26 protein-coding genes and 1 pseudogene are annotated in these 26,168 nt (G+C 70.1%); 9 read left to right on the top strand and 18 right to left on the bottom strand.

Annotated elements, in window-relative coordinates:
- Window positions 1-7 precede the first annotated feature (7 nt).
- Window positions 8-721, bottom strand: coding sequence for a Crp/Fnr family transcriptional regulator (locus tag AB0H62_RS48600; protein WP_360592729.1), 714 nt, complete (start codon window positions 719-721; stop codon window positions 8-10).
- Window positions 722-890: 169 nt separating this feature from the next.
- Here AB0H62_RS48600 and AB0H62_RS48595 point away from each other — a divergent pair, with 169 nt between their 5' ends.
- From AB0H62_RS48595 to AB0H62_RS48585, 3 genes are read left to right on the top strand one after another with little or no spacing between them, the layout of a single operon-like run.
- Entirely contained in the window at window positions 891-1,751 is an 861-nt protein-coding gene (locus AB0H62_RS48595) for a VOC family protein (RefSeq protein WP_360592728.1), read from the top strand.
- Window positions 1,748-3,028 carry a cystathionine gamma-synthase family protein gene (locus AB0H62_RS48590; protein ID WP_360592727.1) on the top strand — a complete coding sequence of 427 codons (1,281 nt, stop codon included), beginning with the start codon at window positions 1,748-1,750 and terminating at the stop codon, window positions 3,026-3,028. Before AB0H62_RS48595 ends, AB0H62_RS48590 begins: the two co-directional genes overlap by 4 nt.
- Window positions 3,028-3,903 carry an alpha/beta hydrolase gene (locus AB0H62_RS48585; protein WP_360592726.1) on the top strand — a complete coding sequence of 292 codons (876 nt, stop codon included), beginning with the start codon at window positions 3,028-3,030 and terminating at the stop codon, window positions 3,901-3,903. The genes AB0H62_RS48590 and AB0H62_RS48585 overlap by 1 nt, the downstream gene beginning before the upstream one ends.
- Window positions 3,904-3,938: 35 nt before the next feature.
- Here AB0H62_RS48585 and AB0H62_RS48580 read toward each other — a convergent pair whose 3' ends face one another.
- The 6 genes from AB0H62_RS48580 to AB0H62_RS48555 all read right to left on the bottom strand — a co-directional run bounded on the left by AB0H62_RS48580 (window position 3,939) and on the right by AB0H62_RS48555 (window position 9,056).
- A complete protein-coding gene (locus AB0H62_RS48580; RefSeq protein WP_360592725.1) occupies window positions 3,939-4,511 on the bottom strand; it encodes a TetR/AcrR family transcriptional regulator in 573 nt (190 codons plus the stop codon).
- 69 nt (window positions 4,512-4,580) lie between these two features.
- On the bottom strand, window positions 4,581-5,381 hold the full coding sequence (locus AB0H62_RS48575; protein WP_360592724.1) for an alpha/beta fold hydrolase: 801 nt from the start codon (window positions 5,379-5,381) through the stop codon (window positions 4,581-4,583).
- Window positions 5,382-5,494: 113 nt separating this feature from the next.
- Entirely contained in the window at window positions 5,495-6,397 is a 903-nt protein-coding gene (locus AB0H62_RS48570) for an AraC family transcriptional regulator (protein WP_360592723.1), read from the bottom strand.
- Window positions 6,398-6,507: 110 nt separating this feature from the next.
- Window positions 6,508-7,356, bottom strand: coding sequence for an NAD-dependent epimerase/dehydratase family protein (locus AB0H62_RS48565; protein ID WP_360592722.1), 849 nt, complete (start codon window positions 7,354-7,356; stop codon window positions 6,508-6,510).
- A gap of 100 nt (window positions 7,357-7,456) precedes the next feature.
- On the bottom strand, window positions 7,457-8,368 hold the full coding sequence (locus tag AB0H62_RS48560; protein WP_220243280.1) for an alpha/beta hydrolase: 912 nt from the start codon (window positions 8,366-8,368) through the stop codon (window positions 7,457-7,459).
- A 46-nt stretch (window positions 8,369-8,414) separates the two neighbouring features.
- A complete protein-coding gene (locus AB0H62_RS48555; protein ID WP_360592721.1) occupies window positions 8,415-9,056 on the bottom strand; it encodes a dienelactone hydrolase family protein in 642 nt (213 codons plus the stop codon).
- Window positions 9,057-9,200: 144 nt separating this feature from the next.
- Here AB0H62_RS48555 and AB0H62_RS48550 point away from each other — a divergent pair, with 144 nt between their 5' ends.
- Window positions 9,201-9,800 carry a TetR/AcrR family transcriptional regulator gene (locus AB0H62_RS48550; RefSeq protein WP_360592720.1) on the top strand — a complete coding sequence of 200 codons (600 nt, stop codon included), beginning with the start codon at window positions 9,201-9,203 and terminating at the stop codon, window positions 9,798-9,800.
- Between the two features lie 3 nt (window positions 9,801-9,803).
- Here AB0H62_RS48550 and AB0H62_RS48545 read toward each other — a convergent pair whose 3' ends face one another.
- Window positions 9,804-11,216, bottom strand: a complete 1,413-nt coding sequence (locus AB0H62_RS48545; protein ID WP_360592719.1) for a pyridoxal-dependent decarboxylase — start codon at window positions 11,214-11,216, stop codon at window positions 9,804-9,806.
- 160 nt (window positions 11,217-11,376) lie between these two features.
- Complete coding sequence (locus AB0H62_RS48540; protein ID WP_360592718.1) at window positions 11,377-12,090, bottom strand: type 1 glutamine amidotransferase domain-containing protein; 714 nt, start codon at window positions 12,088-12,090, stop codon at window positions 11,377-11,379.
- 178 nt (window positions 12,091-12,268) lie between these two features.
- Here AB0H62_RS48540 and AB0H62_RS48535 point away from each other — a divergent pair, with 178 nt between their 5' ends.
- Together AB0H62_RS48535 and AB0H62_RS48530 are read left to right on the top strand one after the other, a co-directional pair.
- A complete protein-coding gene (locus AB0H62_RS48535; protein WP_220243284.1) occupies window positions 12,269-12,853 on the top strand; it encodes a CGNR zinc finger domain-containing protein in 585 nt (194 codons plus the stop codon).
- Window positions 12,854-12,893: 40 nt separating this feature from the next.
- A complete protein-coding gene (locus AB0H62_RS48530) occupies window positions 12,894-13,667 on the top strand; it encodes a maleylpyruvate isomerase family mycothiol-dependent enzyme (protein ID WP_220243285.1) in 774 nt (257 codons plus the stop codon).
- Window positions 13,668-13,943: 276 nt separating this feature from the next.
- On the opposite strand, the gene AB0H62_RS48525 is transcribed toward AB0H62_RS48530, so the two are convergent.
- The 7 genes from AB0H62_RS48525 to AB0H62_RS48495 all read right to left on the bottom strand — a co-directional run bounded on the left by AB0H62_RS48525 (window position 13,944) and on the right by AB0H62_RS48495 (window position 21,946).
- Window positions 13,944-15,158, bottom strand: a complete 1,215-nt coding sequence (locus AB0H62_RS48525) for an MFS transporter (protein WP_360592717.1) — start codon at window positions 15,156-15,158, stop codon at window positions 13,944-13,946.
- Between the two features lie 455 nt (window positions 15,159-15,613).
- On the bottom strand, window positions 15,614-16,642 hold the full coding sequence (locus AB0H62_RS48520; RefSeq protein ID WP_360592716.1) for an alpha/beta hydrolase: 1,029 nt from the start codon (window positions 16,640-16,642) through the stop codon (window positions 15,614-15,616).
- Between the two features lie 112 nt (window positions 16,643-16,754).
- The gene (locus AB0H62_RS48515; protein WP_220243288.1) at window positions 16,755-17,249 is read right to left on the bottom strand and encodes a GNAT family N-acetyltransferase; all 495 of its coding nucleotides are present in this window, start codon (window positions 17,247-17,249) and stop codon (window positions 16,755-16,757) included.
- Window positions 17,250-17,255: 6 nt separating this feature from the next.
- A complete protein-coding gene (locus AB0H62_RS48510; protein WP_360592715.1) occupies window positions 17,256-18,875 on the bottom strand; it encodes an AMP-binding protein in 1,620 nt (539 codons plus the stop codon).
- A gap of 12 nt (window positions 18,876-18,887) precedes the next feature.
- Window positions 18,888-20,063 carry an acyl-CoA dehydrogenase family protein gene (locus tag AB0H62_RS48505; protein ID WP_360592714.1) on the bottom strand — a complete coding sequence of 392 codons (1,176 nt, stop codon included), beginning with the start codon at window positions 20,061-20,063 and terminating at the stop codon, window positions 18,888-18,890.
- 23 nt (window positions 20,064-20,086) lie between these two features.
- Window positions 20,087-21,229, bottom strand: a complete 1,143-nt coding sequence (locus tag AB0H62_RS48500; protein ID WP_360592713.1) for an acyl-CoA dehydrogenase family protein — start codon at window positions 21,227-21,229, stop codon at window positions 20,087-20,089.
- A gap of 78 nt (window positions 21,230-21,307) precedes the next feature.
- A complete protein-coding gene (locus tag AB0H62_RS48495; RefSeq protein WP_360592712.1) occupies window positions 21,308-21,946 on the bottom strand; it encodes a TetR/AcrR family transcriptional regulator in 639 nt (212 codons plus the stop codon).
- A 441-nt stretch (window positions 21,947-22,387) separates the two neighbouring features.
- Between AB0H62_RS48495 and AB0H62_RS48490 the strand changes: the two genes are divergently transcribed.
- From AB0H62_RS48490 to AB0H62_RS48480, 3 genes are all read left to right on the top strand, one after another.
- The gene (locus tag AB0H62_RS48490; protein WP_360592711.1) at window positions 22,388-23,539 is read left to right on the top strand and encodes an acyl-CoA dehydrogenase family protein; all 1,152 of its coding nucleotides are present in this window, start codon (window positions 22,388-22,390) and stop codon (window positions 23,537-23,539) included.
- A 107-nt stretch (window positions 23,540-23,646) separates the two neighbouring features.
- Entirely contained in the window at window positions 23,647-24,141 is a 495-nt protein-coding gene (locus AB0H62_RS48485) for a PaaI family thioesterase (RefSeq protein ID WP_220243294.1), read from the top strand.
- 16 nt (window positions 24,142-24,157) lie between these two features.
- The gene (locus AB0H62_RS48480) at window positions 24,158-25,030 is read left to right on the top strand and encodes a LuxR C-terminal-related transcriptional regulator (protein WP_220243295.1); all 873 of its coding nucleotides are present in this window, start codon (window positions 24,158-24,160) and stop codon (window positions 25,028-25,030) included.
- Window positions 25,031-25,070: 40 nt separating this feature from the next.
- Here AB0H62_RS48480 and AB0H62_RS48475 read toward each other — a convergent pair whose 3' ends face one another.
- A complete protein-coding gene (locus AB0H62_RS48475; protein ID WP_360592710.1) occupies window positions 25,071-25,733 on the bottom strand; it encodes an acetate uptake transporter in 663 nt (220 codons plus the stop codon).
- An 84-nt stretch (window positions 25,734-25,817) separates the two neighbouring features.
- Window positions 25,818-26,168: pseudogene (locus tag AB0H62_RS48470) on the bottom strand (bifunctional 3,4-dihydroxy-2-butanone-4-phosphate synthase/GTP cyclohydrolase II); the annotation flags it as partial.

Raw genomic sequence — 26,168 nt, 5'->3', positions numbered from 1 at the left:
GCCCGGCCTATTCGCCCGAGGTCTTCGACGTGTCCAGCCCCGCGGCCACACCCTCGAGGACCTCGGGCCGCACGATCAACAGCCCGCCTTTCGGCAGCCGGCGCAGCACGCCGCGCTCGCGCAGGGACCGCAGCGAGCGCGCCACCACCTCGCGGACCGAGCCGACCGACTGGGCGAGCTCGTGCTGGTCGGCCATCACCACGAGGCCCTCCGGCTGCCGCACGGCCAGCTCCAGCAGGTGCCGGCTCACGCGTTGATCGATGGTACCGAAGACGTTGGCGCCCAGGGTGTCGATGACCTCGTAGCAGACGCGCGCCATCTGGCGGGCCAGCGACCACGCGACGCGCGCGTCGGTCTGGCCGAAGCGGCGCAGGGTCTCGGGGTTGAGGAACGTGATGCGGCATTCGGTGATGGCGTAGCCCAGCCACGGCGAGCCGTTGGCGATCGCCGAGGTGAGGCCGAGGATCTGACCCGCGCCGGCGTAGCGCACGGTGGCCGTGCGGCCGTCGGGTCCACTGAGGACCACGCGGGTGAGTCCCGAGTGGATCAACGCGAGCGTGGGGCGGTTGTTCTCGCCGATGACGTTGCCGGCCGGGACGGTGACGACGAAGGCCTCCGCGAGCATCGCGTCGCGGACGCCCGCCGGCAGCTCGGCGAGGTGGCTGCGGCGCCACGCCTCCAGCGACCCGCCCAGTGCCCCGCCGCTGTGCACCGCGTGCATCCCGGTACCTCCTGGCCGGCCGGTCGGCTTCGAACCCACTCGACTTTACCTGCCGCCGCGACCACGGCAAACGCGGTCGCCGGCCCGCCTTGACAGCTAAGTTACGAAAGGTAAGCTACGTTTCGTAACTTAGCCGGGTTCGAGCCGGCGATCCGACAGGAAGAAGGCCATGCGGAGTCATCTCAACGGCATCGACCACTGCTGCGTGCTGGTCCGGGATTTCGACCGGGCGCGTGACACGTTCACCCGCCTGGGGTTCACCGTGTCCCCCTTCGGCCGGCACGCCACCGAAATGGGCACCGGCAACCACAACGTCCTGTTCGAACAGGACTACTTCGAGCTGCTCGGCGTGTGGGAACCCACCGAGTACAACGAGGACATCCGCGCCGCGCTGAGCGTGCGCGAGGGCATCGCGGCCGTCGCGCTGCGCACGGACGACACCGCGGCGGCGGCCGCCGAATGGCAGGCGACGGGCCTTGCCACGACGGAACCCCAGACCGTGCGAAGGCCGGTCGAACTGCCCGACGGCACCGAGACCGAGGCGGTGTTCTCGATCGCACGGCTCACCGACGTCACCGGATACCTGCAGCTGTTCTCCAGCCAGATCCTGACGCCGGAGCACACGTGGATCTCCGAGCTGATGAAGCACCCCAACACGGCTTGGGGCATCGACCACGTCGCGATCGTCGCCGAGGACGCCGAGACGTCCGCCGCGAATGTTGCCCGCGTGTTCGAAACCGAACCCGAAGCGCACATGGCCGGGTCCTACGAGGTACCGACCGGCGGCAGCCCGATCGTCTACCTGAGTCCGGCGTCGTTCGAAGAGACCTACCCCGGTATCGACCTGCCGCCGACCGGCCTCACAGTGCTGGCGGTCAAGGTGTTCGACGAGAACACCGCGGCTGCGCACCTTCGCACATCCGGTATTCCTTTCATGACAACCGAACGCGGTCTGGTGGTGGCACCCGAACACGCGAACGGGATCCTGCTGGTGCTCCGCGCCGCCACGCACTCCGGGGAGGACGCGTGAAGTCGTCGAACTACAAGCAGCGCACGGTCGGCAACCGCACGCTGCGTCCGGAAACGCTCATGATGGGGTTCGGATATTCACCCGCGTTGTCCGAAGGCGCACTCAAACCACCGGTTTTCCTCACCTCCACGTTCGTTTTCGAAACCGCGCAACAGGGCAAGGACCAGTTCGACCTCACGTCCGGCCGGCGCCAGGCCCGCGACGGCGAGCAGGCCGGCCTCGTCTACTCCCGCTTCAACAACCCGAACTTCGAGATCCTGGAAGACCGGGTCGCCGTCTGGGACGACGCCGAGCGCGGCGCCGTCTTCGCCTCTGGCATGGCGGCGATCGCTACCACGCTGCTCACGTTCTGCAAGCCCGGCGACGTCGTGTTGCACTCGCGCCCCCTCTACGGCGGCACGGAAACACTGATCCGCAACACGCTTTCCGCGTTCGGGATCGGTTCCGCGGGCTTCACCGACGGCACCGATCCGGAACACGTCGAGGCCGCCGCCCACGCGGCAATGGAGCAGGGCACCGTGAGCGTGCTCTTCGCCGAAACACCCGCCAACCCGACAGGCGGACTGATCGACCTCAAGGTGCTGTCCGACGTCGCCGACCTGGTCGGCACCCGGCAGGGCAAGCGGCCACTGGTGATCGTCGACAACACGTTGCTGGGCCCCATGTTCCAGCAACCTCTGCGCCACGGCGCCGATCTCGCCGTCTACTCGCTGACCAAATACGCCGGCGGCCACAGCGACCTCATCGCGGGCGGCGTCACCGGCAGCGCCGAACACGTCGGCCGGATCGTGCAGACCCGCAGCGCCCTCGGCACCCAGCTCGATCCGAACACGTGCTGGATGCTGCTGCGGTCATTGGAAACACTGCAGATCCGAGCTGAGCGAGCGGCCGCCAACGCGCGCCGCCTGGCCGAGTTCCTGCGTGACCACGACAAGATCACCCAGGTCGACTATCTCGGTTTCCTCACCGCCGACGACCCGCGCAAAGCCGTGTTCGACCGCCAGTCCACCTCGCCGGGATCCACGTTTTCCTTCTACGTCAAGGGCGGCGAGCCCGAGGCGTTCGCGTTCCTCGACCGCCTGCAGCTGTGCAAGCTGGCCGTGAGCCTGGGCGGCACCGAGACGCTGATCTGCCACCCCGCGTCCACGACGCATTCGGGCGTGCCGGCGCCACTGCGCGAGGAGATCGGGCTGACGGACTCGCTCGTGCGGATCTCGGTGGGCATCGAGAACGTCGACGACCTCATCGCCGACCTCACGCAAGCGCTGGACTTCTGATGCCGCGGGCCGCAGCCGAGGGCTGCGCGCTGGAGTACGACACCGTCGGCCCGGACTCCGGCGAGCCGCTCGTAGTCGTCCAGGGCCTCGGCGACCAGCTGACCAAGTGGGACGACGGCTTCCCCCAGGCCCTGGCCGCGCGCGGGTTCTTCGTGATCCGCTTCGACAACCGCGACGCCGGCCTGTCCACCCACTTCCCCGACGCCGGCGTCCCGGACCTGGGCGCGGTGTCGGCCGGGTCCGCGGAACTGCCCTACTGTCTCGAGGACATGGCCGCCGACGTCGTGGCGGTGCTGGACGAGGTGCGCGTGGACCGCGCGCACCTCGTCGGCGCCTCGATGGGCGGCATGATCGCACAGCTCGTCGCGGCCGACCATCCACATCGGACACGGTCGTTGACGTCCATCATGTCTTCCACGGGCAATCCCGCGCTGCCTCCCGCGACACCGGAAGCCATCACCGCACTCACCGCCCCGGCGCCCGACCCCTCGGACGAGGAGGTCTACCTGAACCACGTCGCGGCTGCAGCCCAAGCCTTGGGCAGCCCGGCCTACCCGTATGACGACGCCGAACTCCGGGCCACGCTGCTGTCCACAGTGCACCGCGACCACGACCCGGCGGGCCTGCAACGCCAGCTCGCCGCCCTCCTGGCCAACGGCGACCGCCGCGCGAAGCTCCTGCGCATCACCGCGCCCACGCTGGTCATCCACGGCGCCGACGACCCCCTCATTCCTTCAGCCGCCGCCGAGGACACCGCGTCGACCATCCCGGGCGCCGAACTGCTCGTCATCCCCGGCATGGGCCACAACCTGCCCCGCGAGCTCTACGACCGCGTAGCCGACGCGATCGCCCGACTCGCCGCAACCCCAGCCTGATCAGCCGCCCGCGCACCTCACTCGCGCGGGCGGCTTCAGCTGTCCCGCACCACAGCCAGGATGATGCGCCCCACCGCGTCGATCGCCTGCGGCCCCGGCAGCCGGCCCGCGATCGCTTCCCGCGACAGGGATTCCGCCGAGCCGATGACCCCGAGCATCACGGTCCGGTCCAGCTCGCCCGGCACAAACCGGTGCAGCGCTTCGAGATACAGATCCACATATCGCTCACGCCCGGCGTGCAGCACTTCCTCCATGTCCGGACTGGTCGACAACGCCGCCGTGATCGCGCCGTACTCCTGTCCGATGTGCAGCACACACCCGACGTACGCCTCGGCCAGCAGCGCGGCCGCTTCCTCCGGCGTGCGCGCCTTCGCGTCGAACGCGACCCGCACCGCCTCGGACTGCTGCTCGTCGACCCGCTGGTACAACGCCTTCACCAGCCCGGCGCGCGTCTCGAAGTGCCCGTAGACGATCGGCTTCGTCACGCCCGCCTGCTCGGCCACGCGCGCCAACGTCAGCGCGTCGGCCCCTTCCGTGCGCACCACCGCCGCGGCCGTGTCGAGCAGCTGGCCGTGCCGCTCGTCGTACGACATCCGCCGTCCGGCCACGAAACCCCTCCAGCCCGCAGTAAGTTACGAACCGTATCTTACGCCACCGGCGAGTGTGGTCCACTGTGGTCACCGCCGCACCGTGGCGAAGTGGCCGAGCAGCTGCTCGGCCACCCGCTCAGGCTGCTCCAGGGCGACCGAATGCCCGGCTGCCGCCACCACCATGTACTGCCCGCCGCTCGCCTCGGCGATGGCCCGGCCGGAGATCGGCTGCGGGTACGTCTCGTCCTCGCTGCCGGCGACGGCCAGCACCGGCGTCGCGCAGCCGGCCAGCTCCGCCTCGATGCCCGAGCGGTGGATCACGCCGTGCACACTCTCGGCGATCGCCGGCGGCAGCTGCGCCATGAACGTTCGCCACGGATCGCACAGCTGCGGGCGCGAGGTGAGGCTGGTCGCCCCGAACATGACCCGCAGGAGGACGTCGATGATGACGCCGGGCCCGTGCGCCTCGACAACGCCGAAGAGCTGCTGGTACTCCTCCAGCCGGTTCTCCGCCTCCGCCGACGATCCCAGCGCGGCCGCGGTGAGCAGGAGATCCGGCCGGCGCGCGGCGAGCCGGAGCGCGACGAACCCGCCCATCGAGTTGCCGACGAAATGGCACGGCCCCAGCCCCAGCGCCTCGATCAGCGCGGCGGCGTCGGCGGCGAGCGTGTCCATGTCCAGCCGGTCCCGCCGGTCCGGCGCGCTGCCGCCCTGGTTGCGGTGGTCGTAGGCGACGGTCCGGAACCCCTCGCCGGCCAGGATCTCCGCCAGCGGCGCGAACATGGTGCGGTCGAAGAACAACGAGTGGCTCAACACGACCGCGGTCCCGGACTCGGGGCCGGCCGCGGTGTAGGCGAGGCTGGTCCCGTTGACGTCGATGGTCGGCATGGCGCGGTCTCCCTGGCTGCGGTGGCGTGACTTCCCGACGCTAGGAGCACTCCGTCAGCCCGGATCTCGCATTCGCGCACAACCGCTCTCCGAACACGCAAACCCCGTCTGCCTCAGCCGGACTCGCGCGCCTCACCCGGCGTCATTCCGTAGCGCTGCTTGAACGCCACCCCGAAACTGGTCGCCGACCGAAAGCCACACGCGAACGCCACGCTGCCGACCGTGGCTCCAGGCGCCCGGCGCAGCACCTCCATCGCCCGCCCCAGCCGCGCCTCCCGGATCAACCGGCCGGGGCTCGTCCCCGCGCGCGCCAACGCCAGCTGCACCTGCCGCAACGACCACCCCAGCGCGTGCGCGACCCCCGCCGGCGTGAGATCCGGGTCCGTCGCGTGCTCGGCCACGTACACCCGGACCGCGCCCTCCACCGCCGCCAACGACCCGGTCCGGCCATCCGGCCGCACACACAACGGAACCAGCCCGGCGATCGACTCCGCCGCCCGGACGAACTCCACCCGGTCGAGCGTCGAACGCTGGGCGCTGAGCGTCCGCACCATCGTGCGCACCACCGCCCCCAGCCCCTGGCTGCAGTCGACCACCCCCGCGGCCCGGCCCGCGCCCAGATTCAGCACCCACCCCCGCGCCCGACCCGCGTGCCGCAGGACCAGCGGCCGGCTCTTCCCGGCGACCACGCCCTGCCCCGGCCGCAACCGGACGTCCGCCCCGTCCTGATCCACCACGAGCTCACCGGCCCCCGCGAGCACGAGCACCAGCCCGCTGTCGTCGTCGGCCCGGATATCCGCGCGCGTCCGCGAGTACTCCACAGCGTCGGACCAGAACTCGACCAGCTGCTGCTCCCCCGCGCGCTGTACGACCGTGCCCCCGCGGAACCCCGCCGGCTCGGCGAACCGCACGTGCAACGCACCGTGGTTGTCCCGCACGTGCTCGACCCAGAACCCTGTCGGATCCTCCGGCGCGCCCGCGGCCGCGTCCGTCACCCGCACCTCGTACGACCCCACGGCCCGCCCACCTCCGCCATTCCCGTCGACGCGCTGGGCCCATGCTAAGCCGATCACGTCGAGCCCGGCGGTGATCGGGCTGGGCAAGACCACCGCCGGCGTTGCCGGGATCAGCCCTGGGCGAAGACCGCCAGCGGGTCGGTGTGCCGCGGCTGCCAGCCCAGCTCGCGCTGCGCCTTGGCCGGCGTGAGCTGCTGGTCGAGCGCGAACGCGTCGGCGATCGGGCCCATCTCGGCCTGCGCCTGTTCCAGCGGGATCGACGTGGTCTTGCCGGCGAGGCCCGCGGCGTGAGCGCATGCCTCGGCGACCTGCTTGGCGGTCGGGTTGACGCCGCCGACGCCCACGTAGACCGAGCCGGCCGGCGCGGAGAGGGCGGCGACGTAGAGCGGGGCGAGATCGTCGATGTGCACGAGCGCCCAGTGGTTCGCGCCGTCGCCGATGTAGGGGATGGCGCCGTTCTTCTTGCCGGGCTGGACGATGAAGACGTCGATCAGGCGGTTGTCGCCGCCGTAGAGCAGGCCGGGCTGTACGATGACGGGGCGCCCGCCGTGGGCCAGCACGGCGTCCTCCACCGGCTTGCGCCACGCGACCGCGGCGGGCGGGTTCCAGGGCGCGGTCTCGTCGGCGACGCCGTCGGTGTCGCCGTAGACCCAGGTGCCGCCGGTGTGCACGTAGGTGCCGGCGCCGACGCCTTCCTGCATCGCCGTGGCGGCGGCGAGGTCCTCGTCGCCCGATTCGGCCTGCGCCAGGTGGATCACGGCGTCGGCGCGGGCCGCGGAGTCCTTCAGCACGGCCAGATCGGTGAGACCCCCGCGGACCGCGATGGCGCCGGCCGCGACCACGGTCGCCTCCGCGCGGTCGCTGCGAGCGAGCGCCTCCACGGCGTGCCCCTGCTTCACCAGCTCGCCGATCGTGGCCTGTCCGATGTAGCCGGATCCGCCGGTCAAGAAGACCCTCATGACAACTCCCTTTTGCTCACAATGGATACAGAACAACTGTGCGTCGAGGCCGAGGTGTACGTCCAAGACCTCTTTCGGTCGCTGTGATACCTTCCGGATATCACCGCGCGGCGAGGTGCCGCACGAACCAGTCCCGCGCCGCCTGCGAAGCGACCTTGAAGCCCTCACCCGTGTACGCGTCGAAATGGCCGCCCGGCAGGAAAACGATGTCCTTCGGCTCGGCCGCGCCGGAATAGGCGACGGCCGCGAGGTTGCCGCCCGTCAGGCCGTCTTCGCTGCCGACGATCATCAGCAGCGGCGTCGGCGTCACCTCCGGCAGGTACTTCGCCGGCTCGTAGCAATAGAAGTTGTCGAGGCTGCGCAGCGTGACCTCGTTGGGCCAGCTGGGATCCAGCTCCGCACGCGCGCGGGTGAACCACTCGTGCGAGTCGCGCGTCGGCAGCCCCACGAGCTGTCCGGGGTCGGTGCCGATGACCGGGATCGTCGCGGCGGCTTCCCCGCGAGCGCGGGCCCGGCGGTCGGCCGTGAACACGTCCGGTCCGACGACCTGGTTGTCGACCCGCGCGAGGTTCGCGTAGGTCGCGCGGCCGCTGACGAACGGCGCCTGCGTGACCACGGCCTTCACGCGCCGGTCCATCGCCGCGACGACATAGGCGTGCGCGCCCGAGAAACTGGTGCCCCACACCCCCACGCGGCCGGGGTCCACATCGGACCGGTTCTGCGCGTGGGTGATCGCGTGCCGGTAGTCGCCGACCTGCACCCACGGGTCGATCTCGTGCCGGGGCTGTCCCGGCGCCGCCTCCGAATCGCCCCAGCCGCGGTTGTCGTACAGCAGCACCGACAGGCCGCCGGCGGCGAAGACCTCGGCGAACCGGTCGAGGTACATGCGCTTGGTCGAGCTCCAGCCGTGGGCCATCACCACACACGGCGCGGGCCCGGCGACCCCCTCTGCCTCGTAGAACCAGCCGCGCAGCAACGCTCCTTCGGCATCGAACTCGATGTCGTGACGCATGGGTGTGCCTCCTCGAACACTGGTGGTACAGGGAAAGCCCTGATGTCTAACGGATCTGCTTGCCGACGAAAGCCGCGACGTCCTCGATCTCCCGGCCCCGGACGTCATGGCCCAGACCGGGGTAGACGTGGCTCTCGACGGTGGCGTGCCGCGCCAGCCACCGGTCCGTCCGGGCGAGCACCGCAGCCGGGATGACACCGTCTTCCCTTCCCCGGCCCCAAAAGACGGGCGACCGCGTGGTGCTCAAGAGCTCGTCACCGGGTTGCTCGTCGCGCACGACGAAACCCGCCAGGTTCACGCCGTACGCGAAGCGCGCAGGCGCCTGCCGCATGAGCTGGTGGACCATGGCGCCACCCTGGGAGAAGCCGAGCAGCCCGATCGACGGCGCGTCGACCGCCTCCAGCCACGCCAGGACATCGAGCGCCGCCGCGTTGGCCACCCGCGGCTGAGGGTCGCCGATCGGGTTGCCCTGGCTGGGAAACCACGCGTACCCGCCGGCCTCCGGAATGCGCGCCCGCACCGACGCGACCACGACCTCCGCCGGCAGCAGCGGCGTGATCAGCCGGTGCAAGTGCGTCTCGTCGTAGCTCCAGCCGTGCAGCATCACCAGCAGCGGCCGCGACCCGCGCGCACTCTCCACTTCGGACCACAGCACCGCGGCGCGGTCCATCCCGGGTTCCCTGCTCATCTCGCTCCCGTCGTCGATCACCTCGACTGTGCGCCGGGCACGTGAGCCGCGTCCAAGACCTGTTCCGCGCTCTGTGATACCCAACGGGTACCACCGCAGGTCCGTGAGCTTGAAAATCCCCCGCCGGCGACGAACACTGAGTGGGTGAACTCAGAATCGCCGCGCGCGGGCCGGCCGCTCGGCTTCGACCGCCACGAAGCCCTGAACAGCCTGATGACCCTGTTCTGGCACGTCGGCTTCGACGGCGTCACCCAGCAGCAGATGGCCGCGGCGACGGGACTGTCCACGTCGAGCCTGTACAACTCGTTCGGCACGAAGATCGAGATCTACCGCGAAGCCGTCGACGAGTACCTCGTGCTCATGCAGGACGTCCTCGCACCACTGCAGCAGGGCGAGCGCGGCAGCGAAGACGTGCTCGAAGCGTTGTCCCGCCTGGAATCCGTGCTCGACGGCCCGAACGCGGGCTTCGGCTGCCTGGCCACCACGGCGATGTCCAAGCCGGTCGACGAGCACGTCGCCACCGCCACCCGGCGCTACCGCGAGCAGCTCCGCTCGGGGTTCCTGGCCGCCCTCGAACGCGGCCGCGAGCTGGGCGAGTCCACCGCCGACCCGGCCGTGCTCGCGGATCTGCTCACCGCCACCGTGCTCGGCACGCTCACCATCGCACGCGCCGACCCCGACGGCCGCGAGCTGGCCGCCCAGCTGAAGTCGGTGCGCGCGTTCGTGGAGAGCAGCCGCGCCTGAGCTTCAGACAGCCAGTCGCGCGTGCCGCAGCAGGGCTTCGACGGCCTGGTCCACGTCCGCCTCGTCGCTCGCCCAGTCCGAAACCGAGATGCGCATGAGCCGCTCGCCGCGGTAGGTCGTGCCGCTGAAGAACGCCTTGCCCTCGGCGCGAACCCCGGCCATGACGGCGTCGGCGAGCCGGCCGTGGTCGCCGTCGGGCGCGAGCCAGCGCACGAGGACCTGGTTGGACACGACGTCGTTCACGATCTCGGCCTGACCACTCGCGCCGAGCTGGTCGGCGAAGCGGCGGGCCAGCCCGATGGTCCGCTCGACGAGTCCGGCGACGCCGTCGCGGCCGAGCGCGCGCAGCGTCGCGTAGACACCGACCCCGCGGGCCCGGCGGGAAAAGTCGGGCCCCCAGTCCATCGGGTCGCGACCGCCTTCGCCCTGTTCGAGGTAGGCCGCCTGCACGCTCATGGCCGCCCGGTGCGCGGACGCGTTGGCGCAGATGGCGATTCCGCAGTCGTAGGAGACGTTGAGCAGCTTGTGCCCGTCGGTCGACCAGGAGTCGAGGCGGTCGAGGCCCGCGGTGCGCGCCGCCATGGCCGGCGCCGCGGCGGCCAGCAGCATCACGGCGCCGTCGACGTGGACCCACGTCGGGTTGCCGGCGGCACGGTGGGCCTCGGCGAGGTCGGCCACGGCGGCGAAGTCGTCGAAGCTGCCAGTGTTCACATTGCCGCACTCGACGACGATCATCGTCGGCCCGTGCACGGAGGCCAGCACCTTTTCCAGTGCGTCGGGCCGCATGTTGTCCTCGTCGTCGCACTCCACGGTGACCAGCGCCCGCTCGCCGAGGCCGAGGAACCGCAACGCGCGCAGCACGGTCGAGTGCGCCCCGGACTTCACCACGACCGTGATCCGCGGCGCGCCGGCGAGACCGTCGGCCTCGACGTTCCACCCGACGTCGCGCAGCACCTGGTGTCGGGCCGCCGCGAGGCAGGTGAACGTGGCCATCTGCCCGCCGGTGACGAACCCGACCGAACTCTCGCCGGGCAACCCCAGCAGGTCGACCAGCCACTCGGCCGCGAGTTCCTCGGCCACGGAGACACCCGGCGTCGACGGGTAGAGCGAAGCGTTCTGATCCCACGCCGTGAGCAGCAGGTCCGCGCCGAGCGCCGCCGGGTGCAGGCCGCCGACGACGTAACCGAAGTAGCGCCCGCTCGCCTGCGCGGCCACGTAGGGCTCGAGATCACGAGCGAGCTCGTCGACGACCCGCACCGCGTCGACCCCGCGCGCCGTCGGCGGGTGGTCGAGCGCCGCGCGGATCGTCGCGTGGTCCGCGGTCGGGAACACGGGCCGGTCCGGCAGCGAGCCGAGGTACTCCAGCGCGGCCGTGCTCGCCGCGTCGAGCACGGATTTCCAGTCTGACTCCTGCACGGTTCCTCCTGCGGTCGTCGGCACGTCGAGGACCGACGACGTCCACGCAGGACAGCCGGCACCGCGATCTGAGTCGCCCGACTCAGATTGCGGTCATTCTGCGTTGGCGCACTCAGAACTGTCAAGGCCCCCGGGCAGCGCGCGGGCCGCCCGCACGGTTTCAGCCGCGCTCGGCCAGCGCCTTCAGCAGCGCTTCGGCTGCCTGCTCACCCGAGGCCGGGTTCTGGCCGGTGATCAGGTTGCCGTCGACCACCACGTACGGACCCCAAGCCGGGCCCGAGGAATACTCGGCGCCGGCGCCACGCAGTCGCTCCTCCAGCAGCCACGGCGCGTTCTGCGCGAGGCCGACCTGCTGCTCCTCATCGTCGGTGAACGCGGTGAGCTTGCGGCCCTTGAACAGCCAGGCGCCCTCGGGGTCGCCGGCGGAGAAGAAGCTCGCCGGGCCGTGGCACAGCGACGCGACGACCTTGGACTCGTCCGGCAGCAGCGCGGCCAGCACGCGGGCGACGTCGGCGTTCACGGCCAGGTCCTGCATCGGGCCGTGGCCGCCGGGAATCAGCACCCCGTCGAACTCGGCCGGGTCCACGTCCTCGAGCCGCGCCGGCGACTGCAGCAGCTCGCAGTGGGCTTCGAGGTACGCGCGCATCTCGTCGGCGCGGGCCGGGTCGTCGCCGTTGACCTTCGGGCTGAGGCTCATCTCGTCGGCCGGGGCGGGGCGTCCGCCCGGCGTCGCGATGGTCAGCTCCACGCCCGCCGCGGACAGGATGCGGTGCGGCACCACGAACTCCTCGGCCCAGAACCCGGTCGGACGCTGAGTGCCGTCCTTCTGGCTCCACTTCGTGGCCGACGTGAGGATCACCAACAGCTTGGTCATGTCTTCGTTCTCCTTGGGGATTTCCCGCGCTCCGAAGTGAGCGGCAGGCTTGATCACGTGTCATAGGCTAATCCTTGACACATATCACTTGACGATGATTTGAGCTTGCGTGTGACTTGCTTAACAACTTAGGTCATGACATCACCGTCGGCTACACTCGACGTCGGAGGTGGCGGCTGTGAAGGTGACGCTGGGTCCCGCGCGCGCCGGTGACGAGTGTTTGAGCTCGAACCTGCTGGTCGGGTACGTGAACACGCGCGTGCACGGCAAACAGGCCAAGGAGCAGCTGACCGACGGCGCCGCGGTCGCGAAGTGGTTCCAGGCCGTCGACGCGGGTGACTCCGCCGACGCGACCGACGCCGACGCGGCCACCGCCCGCGAACTGCGCGACGCGTTGCTGGGCATCCTGCGCGCGCACGTCGGCTGCGACGAGGGCGTGGCGATGGTGGCCGAATCCGAAGCCCACCTGCAGCGGGCCGCCCTGCGTTTCCCTGTGACCACGGTCGTCACGGCGGAGGGGTGCGAGCTGCACCCGACGGGCACCGGCGTCGACCGGTCGTTCTCGCACCTGCTCAGCGCGGTCGCCGACCTCGCCTCGCGGGGCGCTTGGCCGCGGGTGAAGGTGTGCAAGAACGACACGTGCTACACGGCGTTCTTCGACAAGACGCGCAACTCTTCTGCGCTGTACTGCAGCACGACGTGCAGCGGCCAGATGGCGACGCGCGCGTACCGCGAGCGAAAAAAGGAGTGCGCCGCTCGGTGATCAGCGGAACACAGCCGTCCACTCAGGAGTTGAGCGTGGCATGAGCCAACTCGTGGACCGCACGATCACCGCCTTGCGCACCGAGCACGACACGCTCGCCGCCCTCGTCCGCACCCTCACCGACGAGCAGCTGGCCACCACCAGCGGCGCTGCCGAATGGACCGTCGCGCAAGCCCTGTCCCACCTCGGCAGTGGCGCGGAAATCGGCCGCGCGCCGATCGCCCGGGCCGCCGGCGAGACCGTGGAGGCCGAAGACAACCCGACAATCTGGGCTCGCTGGGACGCGTCCGCGCCGCGCGCGCAGGCCGAAGGTTTCCTGGAGCACAACGCCCGATGGCTCGAGACCGTCGAAGCCCTCACGCCCGAGCAGCGCTCGGCGCTGACCGTCGATCTCGGCTTCCTGCCCGAGCCGGTCTCGCTGCTGACCGCCCTGGGCATGCGCCTCAACGAGGTGGCCAACCACTCGTGGGACGTGCGCGTGGCCTTCGACCCCGACGCCGGTGTGGAAGCCGCCTCGGCCGAGGTGCTCGTCGACCTGCTGGCCGGCCCGGTCGGCTTCATGCTGAACTTCCTCGCGAAGCCGGCCGAGCTCGGGAAGCCGGGGTCCGTCGCCATCCCGGGTGCCGGCCTGGTGATCGACGAAGCCGTCACAGTGGTGGACCACCTCGAGTCGCCTTCGGCCACGTTCAACGGCCCGGCCGAAGCGTTCATCCGTCTGGTCAGCGGCCGTTTGAAGCCTCCGTACGACAACGACGTGACCGTCGACGGCGCCCTCTCGCTCGACGACCTGCGCCGGGTGTTCCCCGGCTTCTGACGCGGGGTGTTCCCCGACTTGGGACGGAATGGACAGCGGGCTGACCGGTTTCGCTCACGGTCAGCCCGTTTTCTGTCATTCCGGCGATAACCTTCGCACGTGAGCGGTTCTGGGATGTGCGGTGTGCCGCACTGGCTGTGCGAATTCGGACGGGCGCTGGTGCCGTTGCCCCACTTCATGATCGGTTGAGGACAGTGGCTGTCGACGAACCACCGACGATCCGCGTCCTGCGGTCACGGCGCCGAGGAGTGGTTCGACGCCTGAGCCCCGCCGCGATCACGTCCGCTCGGCGACTCTTCGCACCCCGTGCACCGTCCTCGGGATCCACGTCCACAACGCCCCGGCCGCGGCGAAGCCGACCAGTCCACTGACGACGATCCCCAGCCCGAGCCCGGCCAGCGCGGTCACCCCCGCCAGCAGCAGCGGGCCGAGGCCGGAACCGACGTCGGCCAGCTCGTTCCAGATGCCGATGTGCGTCGGGCGGCCGACGGTCGGCGAGACGTCGGCGCCGAGCGTCATCACGATGCCCGAGCCCAGGCCGTTGCCGAAACCCATCACCATGGCCACGAGGGCAAGCAGAACCGGCCCGTGCGTCAACGGCATGAGGACGAAGGAAGCACCGAGCACGAACGTGCAAGGGACCGCGACCCACCGGCGGCCACGGCGGTCCATCACCTTGCCCGCCGGGTAGAAGACCAGCGCGTCGATCGCGCCGGCGAAACCGTAGATCACCGAGCTGACCGTGGGCGACAGGCCGAGGTGGGCCGCCCACAGGGGAACGACGGTCTGGCGCGTCTGCCGGATCCCCGACAGCAGCAGGATGCCGACACCGAGCGTCGCGTACACCCGCCACTTCTGCTTGACCATCCCCCACGTCGTGATCGCCGCCGCGGCCGCGCGGTGCTCGTCGGTCGTCTCCAGATCCGGCACCCGGTACACGACGATCCCGGCGGCGAGCACCGCGACGAGGCTCAGGTAGTACGCGCCGGCCTGCCCCCAGACCAGCATCGCCGCGGCCCCGGCGAACGGACCCAGGAACAGCCCCACGCGCATCGTCCCGCCGAGCGTCGACAACGCCCGCGCCCGCATGTGCAGCGGCACCGCCTCGGTCAGGTACGACTGCCGCGCCAGGCCGTACACCGCGCTCGCGGCGCCGATCAGCAGCACGCCGGCGCCGTAGACCAGCAACGCGGACTGCCCCGCACCGATGTTGACCAGGCACAGCGCCAACCCGACGGCCGTGACCCCGGCCGCCACCAACATCGACTTCCGCTCACCGACCCGGGTCGCGAGGATGCCCGCCGGGATGTTCGTGATGAGCGAGCCGATCCCGAGCAACGCCCCGATCAACGCCGCCACCGACGTCGTGGCCCCGCGGTCGATCGCACTCAGCGCGACGACCGGCAACATCGAGCCCTCCGCCAGCCCGAACAACGCGGCGGGCCCGTACACCGCGACCGCCACCGACCGCAGCCGGAACTCCTCAGCCATGCCCGGCCACCACCGCGATCACCAGGTCGCGGTCAGGACCGTCCGCTCTCCGAGCGCAGGAGTGCCACAGAGCGAGGCGACTTGGTATTTCGGCAGCGAGAAGTCCTGTGCTCACGGGCCGATCTTCGCAAGCCCGGCCCACTCACCGGCTCGCTCGTGGCGAGTCCCACACCAGTCGCCGACCGTCTGGAGTACAACTCCCGCTGCAGAACTACACAATTCTCCTTCAACGGACTTTCCGGGACCCCCTGCCCGCCACGCCGACGAGGACGAGTGGAGCTACGTCGTCCGCGGCCGGATCGGCGCGATCTCCAACGGCACCGAGATCTACGCCGACGGACGCCGAGTGGATCGTCAAACCCCGCGGCGAGTGCCACGCCTTCTGGAACGACACCGACGAGCCCGCCACCGCCGCGGTGATCGAACGCCACCAGCCCGTCTTCTGACAGGGCCGGTCAGAACTTGTCGACGTCCACAATGGCCTTGGCGAACGGCTGCGGGGCTTCCTGCGGAACGTTGTGGCCGATCCCGGTGAACGTGCGGTGCTCGTACTTGCCCGTGAACTTGTCGCGATAGGCCTTGCCGTCGGCCGCGGCGGCGTCGAAGTCGCTGCCGATGGTGATCGTCGGGACGCCGATCTTCGGCGAGGCCTGAAGTTTCTGTTCGTAGACGTCGTACTGCGGTTCACCCGGCGCGAGGCTTTGACGCCAGCGGTAGTTGTGCACGACGATGGCCACGTGGTCGGGGTTGTCGAACGACTGCGCCGTGCGATCGTAGGTCGCGTCGTCGAAGTGCCACTTCGGAGAGACGTTCTGCCAGATCAGCTTGTTGAAGTCGTGCCGGTACTTCGCGTAGCCCAGCTCGCCGCGATCCGTGGCGAGGTAGTACTGGTACCACCAGCCGTATTCGGCCAGCGGAGCCAGCGGCTCCTTGTTGGCCGCCAGGTTGTTGATGCCGTAGCCGCTCACCGCGACCATCGCCTTGACGCGCTCCGGCCACAGCGCCGCGATGACGTCCGCGGTGCGCACACCCCAGTCGTAGCCGCCGAGGATCACCTTGTCGAGGTGCAGGGCGTCCATCATGGCCACGATGTCGAGTGCGACCGCCGCCTGCTGTCCATTGCGGACAGTTTCCTTGGACAGGAACGTCGTCGGACCGTAGCCGCGCAGGAACGGCGCGAAGACGTGGTAGCCGGCCGCGGCGAGCAGCGGGCCGACGTCGACGTAGCTGCGCGGGTCGTACGGCCAGCCGTGGAGCAGGACCACCGGCTTGCCCGTGGCCGGGCCCCACTCGGCGTACCCGACGTCGAGCAGCCCGGCCTTGACCTGTTTGATCGGGCCGAGCGAGGTGTTCTTGCCGGAGCCCGCCCTGAGGTCGTCGCCGGGCGCGGCGACCGGCGCGCCCTGTCCGGTGGAACACGCGGCCAGCGACGCGGCCGCCGCTGTCGCGGCGAAGGCCTGGCCGAACTGCCTCCGGTTGATCATCGGAACTCCTTGGTGGATCGCGCGTTTTCGTTGACTCCGCAAACCTATGTGGACAGTGATCTTCGGCGCGAGCGTCAGGTGACGCTGTCGGTGTACGTCACCTCTGAGGTCGTCATTTTTCGGGCGCGGCAAGGGTTCCGTGGACGGTGATCGTCTCCCCGTGCCGCACGAACCGGATGTCCGGGAGCCGGCGCCGAAGCCAGTCGAGGACGAAGTAGTTGGCGCCGAGCACATCGCACCGCACCCGCGTCGAACCGCCGTCCGAGAGGGCGTTCGCCATCTCCCGCAGGAGTTTCCGGCCGATGCCCCGGAACTGGTAGTCCTCGGCGACGACGATGCCGATGTCCACACCGTCACCGTCGTGGTCGGTCGCCATCAGGTGCCCGACCACGGTCTCGCCGTCGAGAGCGAGGAGGACGACCTGGCCGGGCGCGACCGTGGTCAGCGTCGTGAGCAGACCCGGCGAGATGTGCCGTATGCCGGAGAAGAACCGGTGGTACCGGCTGGCGAGCGACAGTCCGATGAGGAATCTTCCGACCGGCTCACCGTCGTCGGCACCGGGTCGGCGCACGACGATCCGCGCCGCGAGGTCGGCTTCAGGCGCCATGGAACCTCACAGCGTCGGCACCGGAAGCCCCAGCGCCTCGGCCGATTCCGCCCGCATCTCGACCTTGCGGATCTTGCCGGTCACGGTCGTGGGGAACTGCTCCACCAGACGCACGTACCGCGGGATCTTGTAGTGCGCCAGCTTTCCTGTCGCGAAGGCGCGGATCGCGTCGGCGTCGAGCGGAGCCGCGCCGGCCCGCACCTTGATGCAGGCGCACAGCTCCTCGCCGAACCGCTCGTCGGGCACCCCGACCACCTGCACGTCCTCGATGTCCGGATGCGTGTAGAGGAACTCCTCGATCTCCCGCGGGTACACGTTCTCCCCGCCCCGGATCACCATGTCCTTGATCCGGCCGACGATCAGCGCGTAACCGTCCTCACGCATCACGGCGAGGTCGCCGGTGTGCATCCAGCCGTCGGCGTCGAGCGCGTCCGCCGTGCGCTCCGGGTCGTTCCAGTACCCGATCATCACCGAATAGCCGCGCGTGCAGAACTCGCCCGGCGTCCCGCGTTCCACGGTCTCGCCGGTCTCCGGGTCGACGATCTTGATCTCGACGTGCGGGTGCACACGCCCGATCGTCGCGGTGCGCCGGTCGAGGTCGTCGTCGGCGAGCGTCTGGCAGGAGACCGGCGAGGTCTCCGTCATCCCGTACGCAATGGACACTTCTGCCAGGTGCATCTCGGTGACACAGCGCTTCATGACCTCGACGGGACACGGCGCGCCCGCCATGATCCCCGTGCGCAGCGTGCTCAGGTCGTACTCCGCGAACGCGGGCAGCGCCTGCATGCCGATGAACATCGTGGGCACGCCGTACACCGCGGTGCAGCGTTCGTCCTGAATGGACCGCAGCGTGGTCGCCGGGTCGAACGCCGGGCCCGGGATGACCATCGCGGCGCCGTGCGTGGTACAGCCGAGGTTGGCCATCACCATGCCGAAGCAGTGGTAGAAAGGCACCGGGATCGCCAGCCGGTCAACGTGGGTGAAGCCGATCGTCTCGGTGACGAAGAAGCCGTTGTTCAGGATGTTGCGGTGGCTCAGCGTGGCGCCCTTGGGAAAGCCCGTGGTGCCCGACGTGTACTGGATGTTGATCGGGTCGTGCGGGCTGAGCGAGGCCAGGCGTCCGGCCAGGTCTTCCTCACCCGTCGCGCAGTCGAGCAGCTGCTGCCAGTCGTCGGTGTCGAGGTACACGACGGTGCGCAGCGCGGTGCCGGCGCGGACTTCGTCGATCATGGCCCCGTAGTCGCTGGTCTTGAACGTGCTCGCCGAGATCAAGAGCGTGACGCCGGACTGTTCGAGCGCGTACGCCAGCTCGTGTGTGCGGTACGCCGGGTTGATGTTGACCAGGATCGCGCCGATCTTCGCGGTGGCGTACTGCGTGATCGTCCACTCGGCACAGTTCGGTGCCCAGATGCCGATGCGGTCGCCCTTTTCGACCCCGACCGCCATCAACGCCCTGGCGAGCGCGTCGACGTCCGCGTTGAGCTCGGCGTAGGTCCAGCGCCGTCCGGTCGCGAACTCGACGAGGCCCTCGCGGTCACCGTGTGCGGCGACGGTGCGTTCGAAGTTCGCGCCGATCGTCTCTTCGAGCAGGGCCGGGCTGTCGGCGCCGCGGGCGTAGGAGAGCATGATCCACTCCGATCACTTGAGTTCGGCGGACGACTTGCCGAGCAGCCGGCGCGCCACGATGAGCTGCTGGATCTGTTGCGTGCCTTCGAAGATGTCCATGATCTTCGCGTCGCGCGCCCACTTCTCCAGCAGTGAGTCCTCCGAATAGCCGAGGCTGCCGGCGAGCACGACGCAGCCCAGCGCGATGTCCGTGGCGCTGTGGCCGGCCTTCGCCTTGGCCATCGACGCGTGCATCGAGTTCGGCCGGGCGTTGTCCGCCAGCCACGCCGCTTCCAGGGTGAGCAGGTAGGCCGCCTCGTAGTCGGCCTCCAGGTCCAGGAACGTCGCGACGGCCGCGGGTATCCGCGGGCCGGCACGGTCGTAGTCGACGGTCAGGCCGGCCTCGGCGAGCAGCGTGCGCGTCTCGTCCAGCGCGGCCCGGGCCACGCCGACGGCCATCGCCGCGACCAGCGGACGGGTGTTGTCGAACGTCTGCATCACCCCGGCGAAGCTGCGTTCGACGTCGATCTCCGGGTCGCCGAGCAGGTTTTCGCGCGGCACCCGCACGTTGTCCAGGCGCAGGTGCGCGGTGTCGGAGGCGCGGATGCCGAGCTTGTGCTCCAGCCGCACGAGCTCGAACCCCGGCGTGCCCTTCTCCACCACGAACGACTTGATCGCCGCCCGGCCCAGCGCGCGGTCGAGCGTCGCCCACACCACAACGACGTCGGCGCGCTCGCCGGAAGTGACGAAGATCTTCTCGCCGTTGAGCACGTAGTCGTCGCCGTCGAGCACGGCCGTGGTGCGGATGGCGGCCGAGTCCGAACCGGTGTCCGGCTCGGTGATGGCCATGGCCGCCCACTTGCCCGCGAACCGCTTCGCCTGCTCGCCCTTCGCGACCGAGGCGATGGCGGCGTTGCCGAGACCCAAGCGAGGCAGGGACAACAGCATTCCCGCGTCACCCCAGCACAGCTCCATGATGCCGAGCACGCTGGCGAGGTTGCGTCCATTGCGGACTTCCCCGGTTGTCACCTGCCCGCCACCCGCCGCGTTCAGGCCGTCGGCGAGGGGCGCCAGCGCGTCGAGCTCCGGCGGGCGCGTGTGTTCGGCCCGGTCGTTGCGGCGGGAACCCGGCCGGAGCAGCTTCTCCGCGGTGAGATGGGCTTGGTCGACCACTGTGGACAGTCGGGCCGGCACTTCGAGGTGGATCACTGGCTTGCTCCTTGCGTACCGGTTCAGACGAGCACGACACCGCTGGCGACGCCGACCGCGCGCAGGTCGCGGTACCAGCGTTCGACGGGGTGTTCCTTGACGTAGCCGTGCCCGCCGAGCAGCTGCACTCCGTCGCTGCCGATGCGCATGCCCTTGGCCGCGCACAGCCGGCGGGCGAGCTCCGTCTCACGAGCGAACGGCAGGCCGGCGTCCGCGCGAGCGGCCGCGCGGTAGGTGGCCAGCCGCATGCCTTCGAGCTCGATGGCGACGTCGGCGACCTTGAACGCGACACCCTGGCGGTGGCTCACCGGCTCCCCGAAGGCGACGCGCTCGTTGAGGTACGGGATCACGTAGTCGAGCACGGCCTGCGCGGTGCCGACCGCGAGCCCGCACCAGGCCAGGCGCGACAGCCGCACGCACTCCGCGTAGGCGGCCGGGTCGGCGTCGCCCAGCAGGGCCGTTTCGGGCACGTGCACCGTCGCCAGATCCAGCCGACCCGTGCCGGCCGCGCGCAGGCCCATCGCGGGCTCGGGCTCGACGCTCATCCCCGGCGCATTCGCCTCGACCACGAACAGCGCGGGGCCGTGGCCGTCCAGCTCGGCCGCGACCACGAACAACTCGGCCTGCGCGGCCCGCGGCACCAGCGACTTGGCGCCGTCGAGGACGAACCCGCCCGGCGTGCGGCGGGCCACCGTGCGCAGCTCGAACGGGTCGAACACGGCGCGCGGCTCGAGGATGGCGAGAGCCGCCGCCGGCACGGTGTCGCCGACGAACGCGGGCAGGTACGCGGCCTGCGCCTCGCCACTCCCCCACAGCACGAGCGCCGTGCTGACCGCGGATGACGCGAGGCACGCCACGGCCAGCCCCATGTCGCCGGCGGCCAGGGCCTCGGTGACCAAGGTCGCCGTGACCGCCGACCGCGCGGTGGCGACCCCGCCGAGCTCCTCGGGCACGCCCAGCAGGCTGAGGCCGAGCTCGGCGGACTTGGTGACCAGGTCGTCCGGCGCCGCGCACGCCGTGTCGGCCTCACCCGCCCGCGCGCGCAGGTGCTCGGCGGCGAACTCAGCCACGGTGTCTCGGATCAGCCGCTGGTCCTCGCTCGGGGTGAAGTCGAGCAGGTCGGGCGGGGTGTCGAGCCCGGGCCGGCGGGGTTCACTGCTGGCCATGACAAATCTCCTGACGTGCTGAAACGGGCTTGGGCCCGAGGGAAAGAGTGAGGTCGGGCTCCGGCAGCGCGGCGGTGCTCAGGCCTTCTTGGCGCGCGCCCCGGCGCGACGACGAGCGGGGGCGGGGGCCTGGCCGAGGCCCGCGATCAACGCGTCGAGCCCGAGGCGCCAGCGGCGGTCCACCGACTGCTTCGAGCCGCCCAGCCGGTGCGCGCTCTCGGCGGCCGCGATGCCCTGGACGTAGGCGAAGAACACGTGCGCGATGTCCGTCGGGTCCGCGGCGAACAGGCCCGCGTCGACGGCGGTGCGGATGTGGTGCACGAAGATCTTGCGCACCTTGACGCCGGCCCTGTCCTCGTCCTGCGTGGGGTCGAAGTCGGTGAACGGGCGCGAGAACATGATCTCGGCCAGCACCGGGTTCGCGACCACGAAGTGGCGGAACGCCTCGGCGAGGTGCCGCAGGGCGTCCAGCGGATCGTCGGTGGCCGGCAGCGCCGCCAGGTCGTCGCCCAGCAGGCGGAAGCCCTCGAAGAAGACCTCGCGGATGAGACCCGCCTTGTCGCCGAACACCTCGTAGATGGCCGGGACCGAGGCCTCGGCCCGGCGGGCGACCGTGCGCGTGGTCAGCCCCGCCACGCCCTCCTCGGCGAGCACCGCGAGCGCACTGGCCAGCCCGCGCTCGCGCAGCGCTTCGGTGCGTTGCTTCACCCGGGGCACAGCACGATCGTAACACTCTGCCTCCCTGGTGTGAACTGACGTTACGGAACGTCGATACGGAACAACGTTACGCTTGCTCCCACTATGCATCGGCCCGCGCCTCGCCGCTACCCTTGAATGGGGGTAACCGCGTTGTCGGCCTCCGGCACCTCTGCCACGATCGCGATCATTCCCCTTGTCTGCCAACGAAAAATGCCGAGGAGAGCGTTGTACGTCACCTGGACAGCTCGGTTAGCGAGCGCTAACATCGACCGTGTTAACGACCGCTAACAACGGGTCGCGACGAGCAGGTGTGCGCCGGTCAGGCGCGGCTCGTGACCGAAGCGACGAGAGTGCCGCACACACGATCACCGCCCCGGGGAATCGCCGGGTTCAGCGGTCCGCCTCGGCCACCAGGTGACGCCGAACGAACAACTGTCCTTTGGACTCGAGGGAGTCATCGTGATCGACAACAGGCTCAGCGAGGAATACGAAGAACTGCGCAAGACGGTCGCCGCGTTCGCGCGCGACGAGGTCGCGCCGGTGATCGGCGAGTTCTACATGCGCGAAGAGTTCCCCTACGAGATCGTGGCCAAGATGGGCGAAATGGGCCTGTTCGGCCTGCCCTTCGACGAGGCGTACGGCGGCATGGGCGGCGATTACTTCGCGATGTGCCTGGCCGTGGAGGAACTGGCCCGCATCGACTCATCGGTCGCGGTCACGCTGGAAGCCGGCGTGTCCTTGGGCGCCATGCCGATCTACCGGTTCGGCACCGAGGAGCAGAAGCAGGAATGGCTGCCTCAGCTGTGCACCGGGCAGATGCTCGGCGCGTTCGGCCTCACCGAGCCGGGCGCCGGTTCCGACGCCGGCGGCGCGCGGACCACAGCCGTCCGCAAGGGTGATGACTGGGTGATCAACGGCTCGAAGGCCTACATCACCAACTCCGGCACGGACATCACCGGGGTGATCACCGTCGCCGCGGTGACCGGCACGGACGACAAGGGCGCCAAGGAGATCTCGACGATCATGGCGCCGTCGGGCACGCCCGGGCTGAGCGTGTCCAAGCCCTACTCGAAGGTCGGCTGGGCCGCCTCCGACACGCATGAGCTCGGGTTCGACGACGTCCACGTGCCCGCCGCGAACCTGCTCGGCGACCTCGGCCGCGGCTACGCGCAGTTCCTCTCCATCCTCACCGAGGGCCGGGTCGCGGTGTCCGCGCTGGCCACGGGGCTCGCGCAGGGCTGCGTCGACGAGTGCGTGCGCTACGCCAACGAGCGCGAGACCTTCGGCCGGCCCATCGGCAAGTACCAGGCGATCCAGTTCAAGATCGCCGAGATGGAGGCCCGCACGCACACCGCGCGGCTGGCCTACTACGCGGCGGCCGCGAAGATGCTGCGCGGCGAGCCGTTCAAGCGCGAGGCCGCCATCTCGAAGCTCATCTCTTCCAACGCGGCGATGGACAACGCCCGCGACGCCACGCAGATCTTCGGCGGCATGGGGTTCATCAACGAAGCCCCGGTCGCCCGGTACTACCGCGACGCCAAGATCCTCGAGGTCGGCGAAGGCACGAGCGAGGTGCAGAAGATGCTCATCGCCCGCGAGCTCGGGCTCTGACGCTTTCGCTCGAATGGCGGGGCCCCGGGGTGCGCCCGGGGCCCCGGCAAAGAAGGTATGACGACCAACAGTAGGTCATCCTAGTAAATCGGAGGTACGATCCCGCCATGGAAGGCACTCGGACATACAGCTGGGTGGACCCCCAGGAGATGGCCAAACTCAGCCGCGAGATGGACGGGCTCGAGTTCAGCCGGCACCTGCTCGACGCCGGTGAGGCCGGGATCATGCCGATCGCCGCGACACTGGGCTTCCGGCTCGCCGAGATCGAGTCCGGCCACGCCGTGCTGGTGGGCGAGGTCGGCGAGCACCTCTACAACCCGATCGGCATCGTCCACGGCGGGGTCGCCGCGACGCTGCTCGACAGCGCCGCCGGTTACGCCGTGCAGACGACGGTGCCGGTCGGGAGCAGCTACACCACATTGGACCTTTCGGTGCACTACCTGCGGCCGCTCACCGCGGACATCGGCACGCTCCGCGCGACCGGCAACGTGATCAACCGGGGCCGGCGGACCGCGCTGGCGCACGCCGAGATCCGCGACGCGAAGGGTCGGCTGCTCGCGCACGCGACGAGCTCGTGCATGGTGTTCACCACCGACGCGTGACGGTGACGAGGCGGACATGAACGGACCCGACCTGCGCTCCCGTCGTCCACTGTGGTCCACCCCGCCGGCCACAGTGGACGACGGGAGCGCGATCCGGCACATCATCGACGACCTGCTGCCCGAGCGGCTGGAGCGGCTGCGGAAGGTGACCGGCCTGCCGATCGCCCTCGGCGGCACCACCCGCCACGGCGCCGGCGGCCTGCACCTGGTGCTCGACCGTCTGATGGGCAACTCCGGCGATGCGTTGCGGGGGCTCGTCGTGCAGCCCGGGAAAGGGCTCGGCGGGTGCGTGCTGCGCAGCCGGACCCCGTTCCGGGTCAACGACTACGCGTCCACGATGGCGATCACTCACGAGTACGACGTCGTGGTGCGTCAGGAGGGATTGACGTCGGTCTTCGCCGTGCCCGTGCTGGTCCGGGGTGAGGTGCGCGGGGTTCTGTACGGCGCGGTGCGGGAAGGCAACCCGATCGGCGACCGGACTGTGCGCAGTGCCGTGGTGGTCGCCGAGCAGCTTCAGTCCGATGTGGAGGGACAGCTGCGGCGCGATCCCGGTCACGCGGCCGTCCGCTCGCGGGGTGCGCTCGCCGAGCTCGCCGAACTCATCCGCGACACGAGCGATCCGCAGCTGCGCGCGCGGCTGGAGCGGATCCAGGCGGACCTGACGAGTGAACCGGCGCGGGCCGAGATCGCGGCGTCTGCGTCGCTCGCGCCCCGGGAGATCGACGTGCTGCGGCTGGCGGAGGTGGGGGCCAGCAACCTGGAGATCGCCGCCCGGCTGGGGCTGAGCCTGGAGACCGTCAAGGCTTACCTCCGATCGGCGATGCGCAAACTGGAAGTCCACAACAGAACGGCGGCCGCTCATCAAGCGCGGCTGAACGGTCTGTTGTGAGGGGACGGGGCCACGACTGCCGTGGCCCCGTCCGGCTGCACTAGCTGAGCTTGAAGACCGGCAGCACCTGCCGGCCGTAGGTCGCGGTCATGATGTCGGCCGTGCCCCGGTAGAGCCCGAGGACGGCGAACACCACGGTGACGTACCCGGAAGCCTGCACGAAGCCCTTGATTCCACTGTGGACACCGATCATGAGGAGCACCAGTGCCGCCAGCAGCAGCACCAGCACGCTGACGAGCACCGCGTCCGTCCGCAGCGCCGAGACGAGGAAGACGAACGTGAGCACGGCGAACATCGCGAGGAACACCGTGAGCCCGCTCGACACCGCTGCGGTGGGATCGACGTTCGCCTTGGTCGCGGCTTCGACGACCTTCTCCTCGAACGTCGTCTGGATGAAGCCGTAGATGACCCAGAACGGCCCGAAGCTGCCGAACACCACGGCGCCGAACACGTTGCCGCGCACCACTTCTAGCACGGCGACGATGATCTGGATCGCGCCGCCGAAGAAGAAGGCCACCGGGATCACGAGGGCGGCACCGGCTGGATTGACGAAGTTTCCGTTGTAGAGGCCGAGCATGAGCGAGGTGGCGGAGAAGGCCAGGATCGCCCACGCGCCGGGGTCGGCGATCGGGACGGTCCGCTCGGCCGGTTGGTCGAAGGTCTGTTCGCGGATGAGAGAGTCGTGCTGAACAACACTGGTCATACGAGTTCTCCTTGGGGGGTTGGCGACCAGTAAAGGTCGTGCACGCCCGAGCGGCTACCCCCGGCCGGGGGTGACTTCGCCGTAGGGAACCCGTCCGGTGACACGCAATCCGTAGCCCTCCAGCCCGACGCGTTTGCCGGGGTTGTCGGAGAGCAGGCGCATGCTGCGGATGCCGAGATCACGCAGGATCTGGGCGCCGGTGCCGTAATCCCGTGCGTCCGCCGCTACGCCGAGCGAGACGGTGGCGTCCACAGTGTCCTGATCGGCGTCTTGCAGTTGGTAGGCCTGGAGTTTGTGCAGCAGCCCGATCCCGCGGCCCTCGTGGCCGCGGATGTAGAGCACGACGCCGCGGCCTTCGTCGGCCACGGCCTGCAGCGCGGCTTCGAGCTGGGGACCGCAGTCGCAGCGCAGCGAGCCGAAGACGTCACCGGTCAG

Origin of the sequence: Amycolatopsis sp. NPDC050768, assembly GCF_040654155.1 — a bacterium.
GTDB lineage: Bacteria > Actinomycetota > Actinomycetes > Mycobacteriales > Pseudonocardiaceae > Amycolatopsis.
The sequence above is the reverse complement of the archived record's forward strand: the minus strand, read 5'-3'. Positions and strand labels throughout refer to the sequence as shown.

What these genes read in the sequence shown, in the direction of transcription:
- AB0H62_RS48500 (WP_360592713.1), bottom strand. Translation starts at nt 21,229, where the DNA reads ATGGCCAGCAGTGAACCCCGCCGGCCCGGGCTCGACACCCCGCCCGAC.
- AB0H62_RS48555 (WP_360592721.1), bottom strand. Translation starts at nt 9,056, where the DNA reads ATGAGCAGGGAACCCGGGATGGACCGCGCCGCGGTGCTGTGGTCCGAA.
- AB0H62_RS48600 (WP_360592729.1), bottom strand. Translation starts at nt 721, where the DNA reads ATGCACGCGGTGCACAGCGGCGGGGCACTGGGCGGGTCGCTGGAGGCG.
- AB0H62_RS48525 (WP_360592717.1), bottom strand. Translation starts at nt 15,158, where the DNA reads ATGGCTGAGGAGTTCCGGCTGCGGTCGGTGGCGGTCGCGGTGTACGGG.
- AB0H62_RS48595 (WP_360592728.1), top strand. Translation starts at nt 891, where the DNA reads ATGCGGAGTCATCTCAACGGCATCGACCACTGCTGCGTGCTGGTCCGG.
- AB0H62_RS48520 (WP_360592716.1), bottom strand. Translation starts at nt 16,642, where the DNA reads ATGATCAACCGGAGGCAGTTCGGCCAGGCCTTCGCCGCGACAGCGGCG.
- AB0H62_RS48540 (WP_360592718.1), bottom strand. Translation starts at nt 12,090, where the DNA reads ATGACCAAGCTGTTGGTGATCCTCACGTCGGCCACGAAGTGGAGCCAG.
- AB0H62_RS48560 (WP_220243280.1), bottom strand. Translation starts at nt 8,368, where the DNA reads ATGCGTCACGACATCGAGTTCGATGCCGAAGGAGCGTTGCTGCGCGGC.
- AB0H62_RS48485 (WP_220243294.1), top strand. Translation starts at nt 23,647, where the DNA reads ATGGAAGGCACTCGGACATACAGCTGGGTGGACCCCCAGGAGATGGCC.
- AB0H62_RS48565 (WP_360592722.1), bottom strand. Translation starts at nt 7,356, where the DNA reads ATGAGGGTCTTCTTGACCGGCGGATCCGGCTACATCGGACAGGCCACG.
- AB0H62_RS48530 (WP_220243285.1), top strand. Translation starts at nt 12,894, where the DNA reads ATGAGCCAACTCGTGGACCGCACGATCACCGCCTTGCGCACCGAGCAC.
- AB0H62_RS48585 (WP_360592726.1), top strand. Translation starts at nt 3,028, where the DNA reads ATGCCGCGGGCCGCAGCCGAGGGCTGCGCGCTGGAGTACGACACCGTC.
- AB0H62_RS48515 (WP_220243288.1), bottom strand. Translation starts at nt 17,249, where the DNA reads ATGGCGCCTGAAGCCGACCTCGCGGCGCGGATCGTCGTGCGCCGACCC.
- AB0H62_RS48510 (WP_360592715.1), bottom strand. Translation starts at nt 18,875, where the DNA reads ATGCTCTCCTACGCCCGCGGCGCCGACAGCCCGGCCCTGCTCGAAGAG.
- AB0H62_RS48475 (WP_360592710.1), bottom strand. Translation starts at nt 25,733, where the DNA reads ATGACCAGTGTTGTTCAGCACGACTCTCTCATCCGCGAACAGACCTTC.
- AB0H62_RS48575 (WP_360592724.1), bottom strand. Translation starts at nt 5,381, where the DNA reads ATGCCGACCATCGACGTCAACGGGACCAGCCTCGCCTACACCGCGGCC.
- AB0H62_RS48480 (WP_220243295.1), top strand. Translation starts at nt 24,158, where the DNA reads ATGAACGGACCCGACCTGCGCTCCCGTCGTCCACTGTGGTCCACCCCG.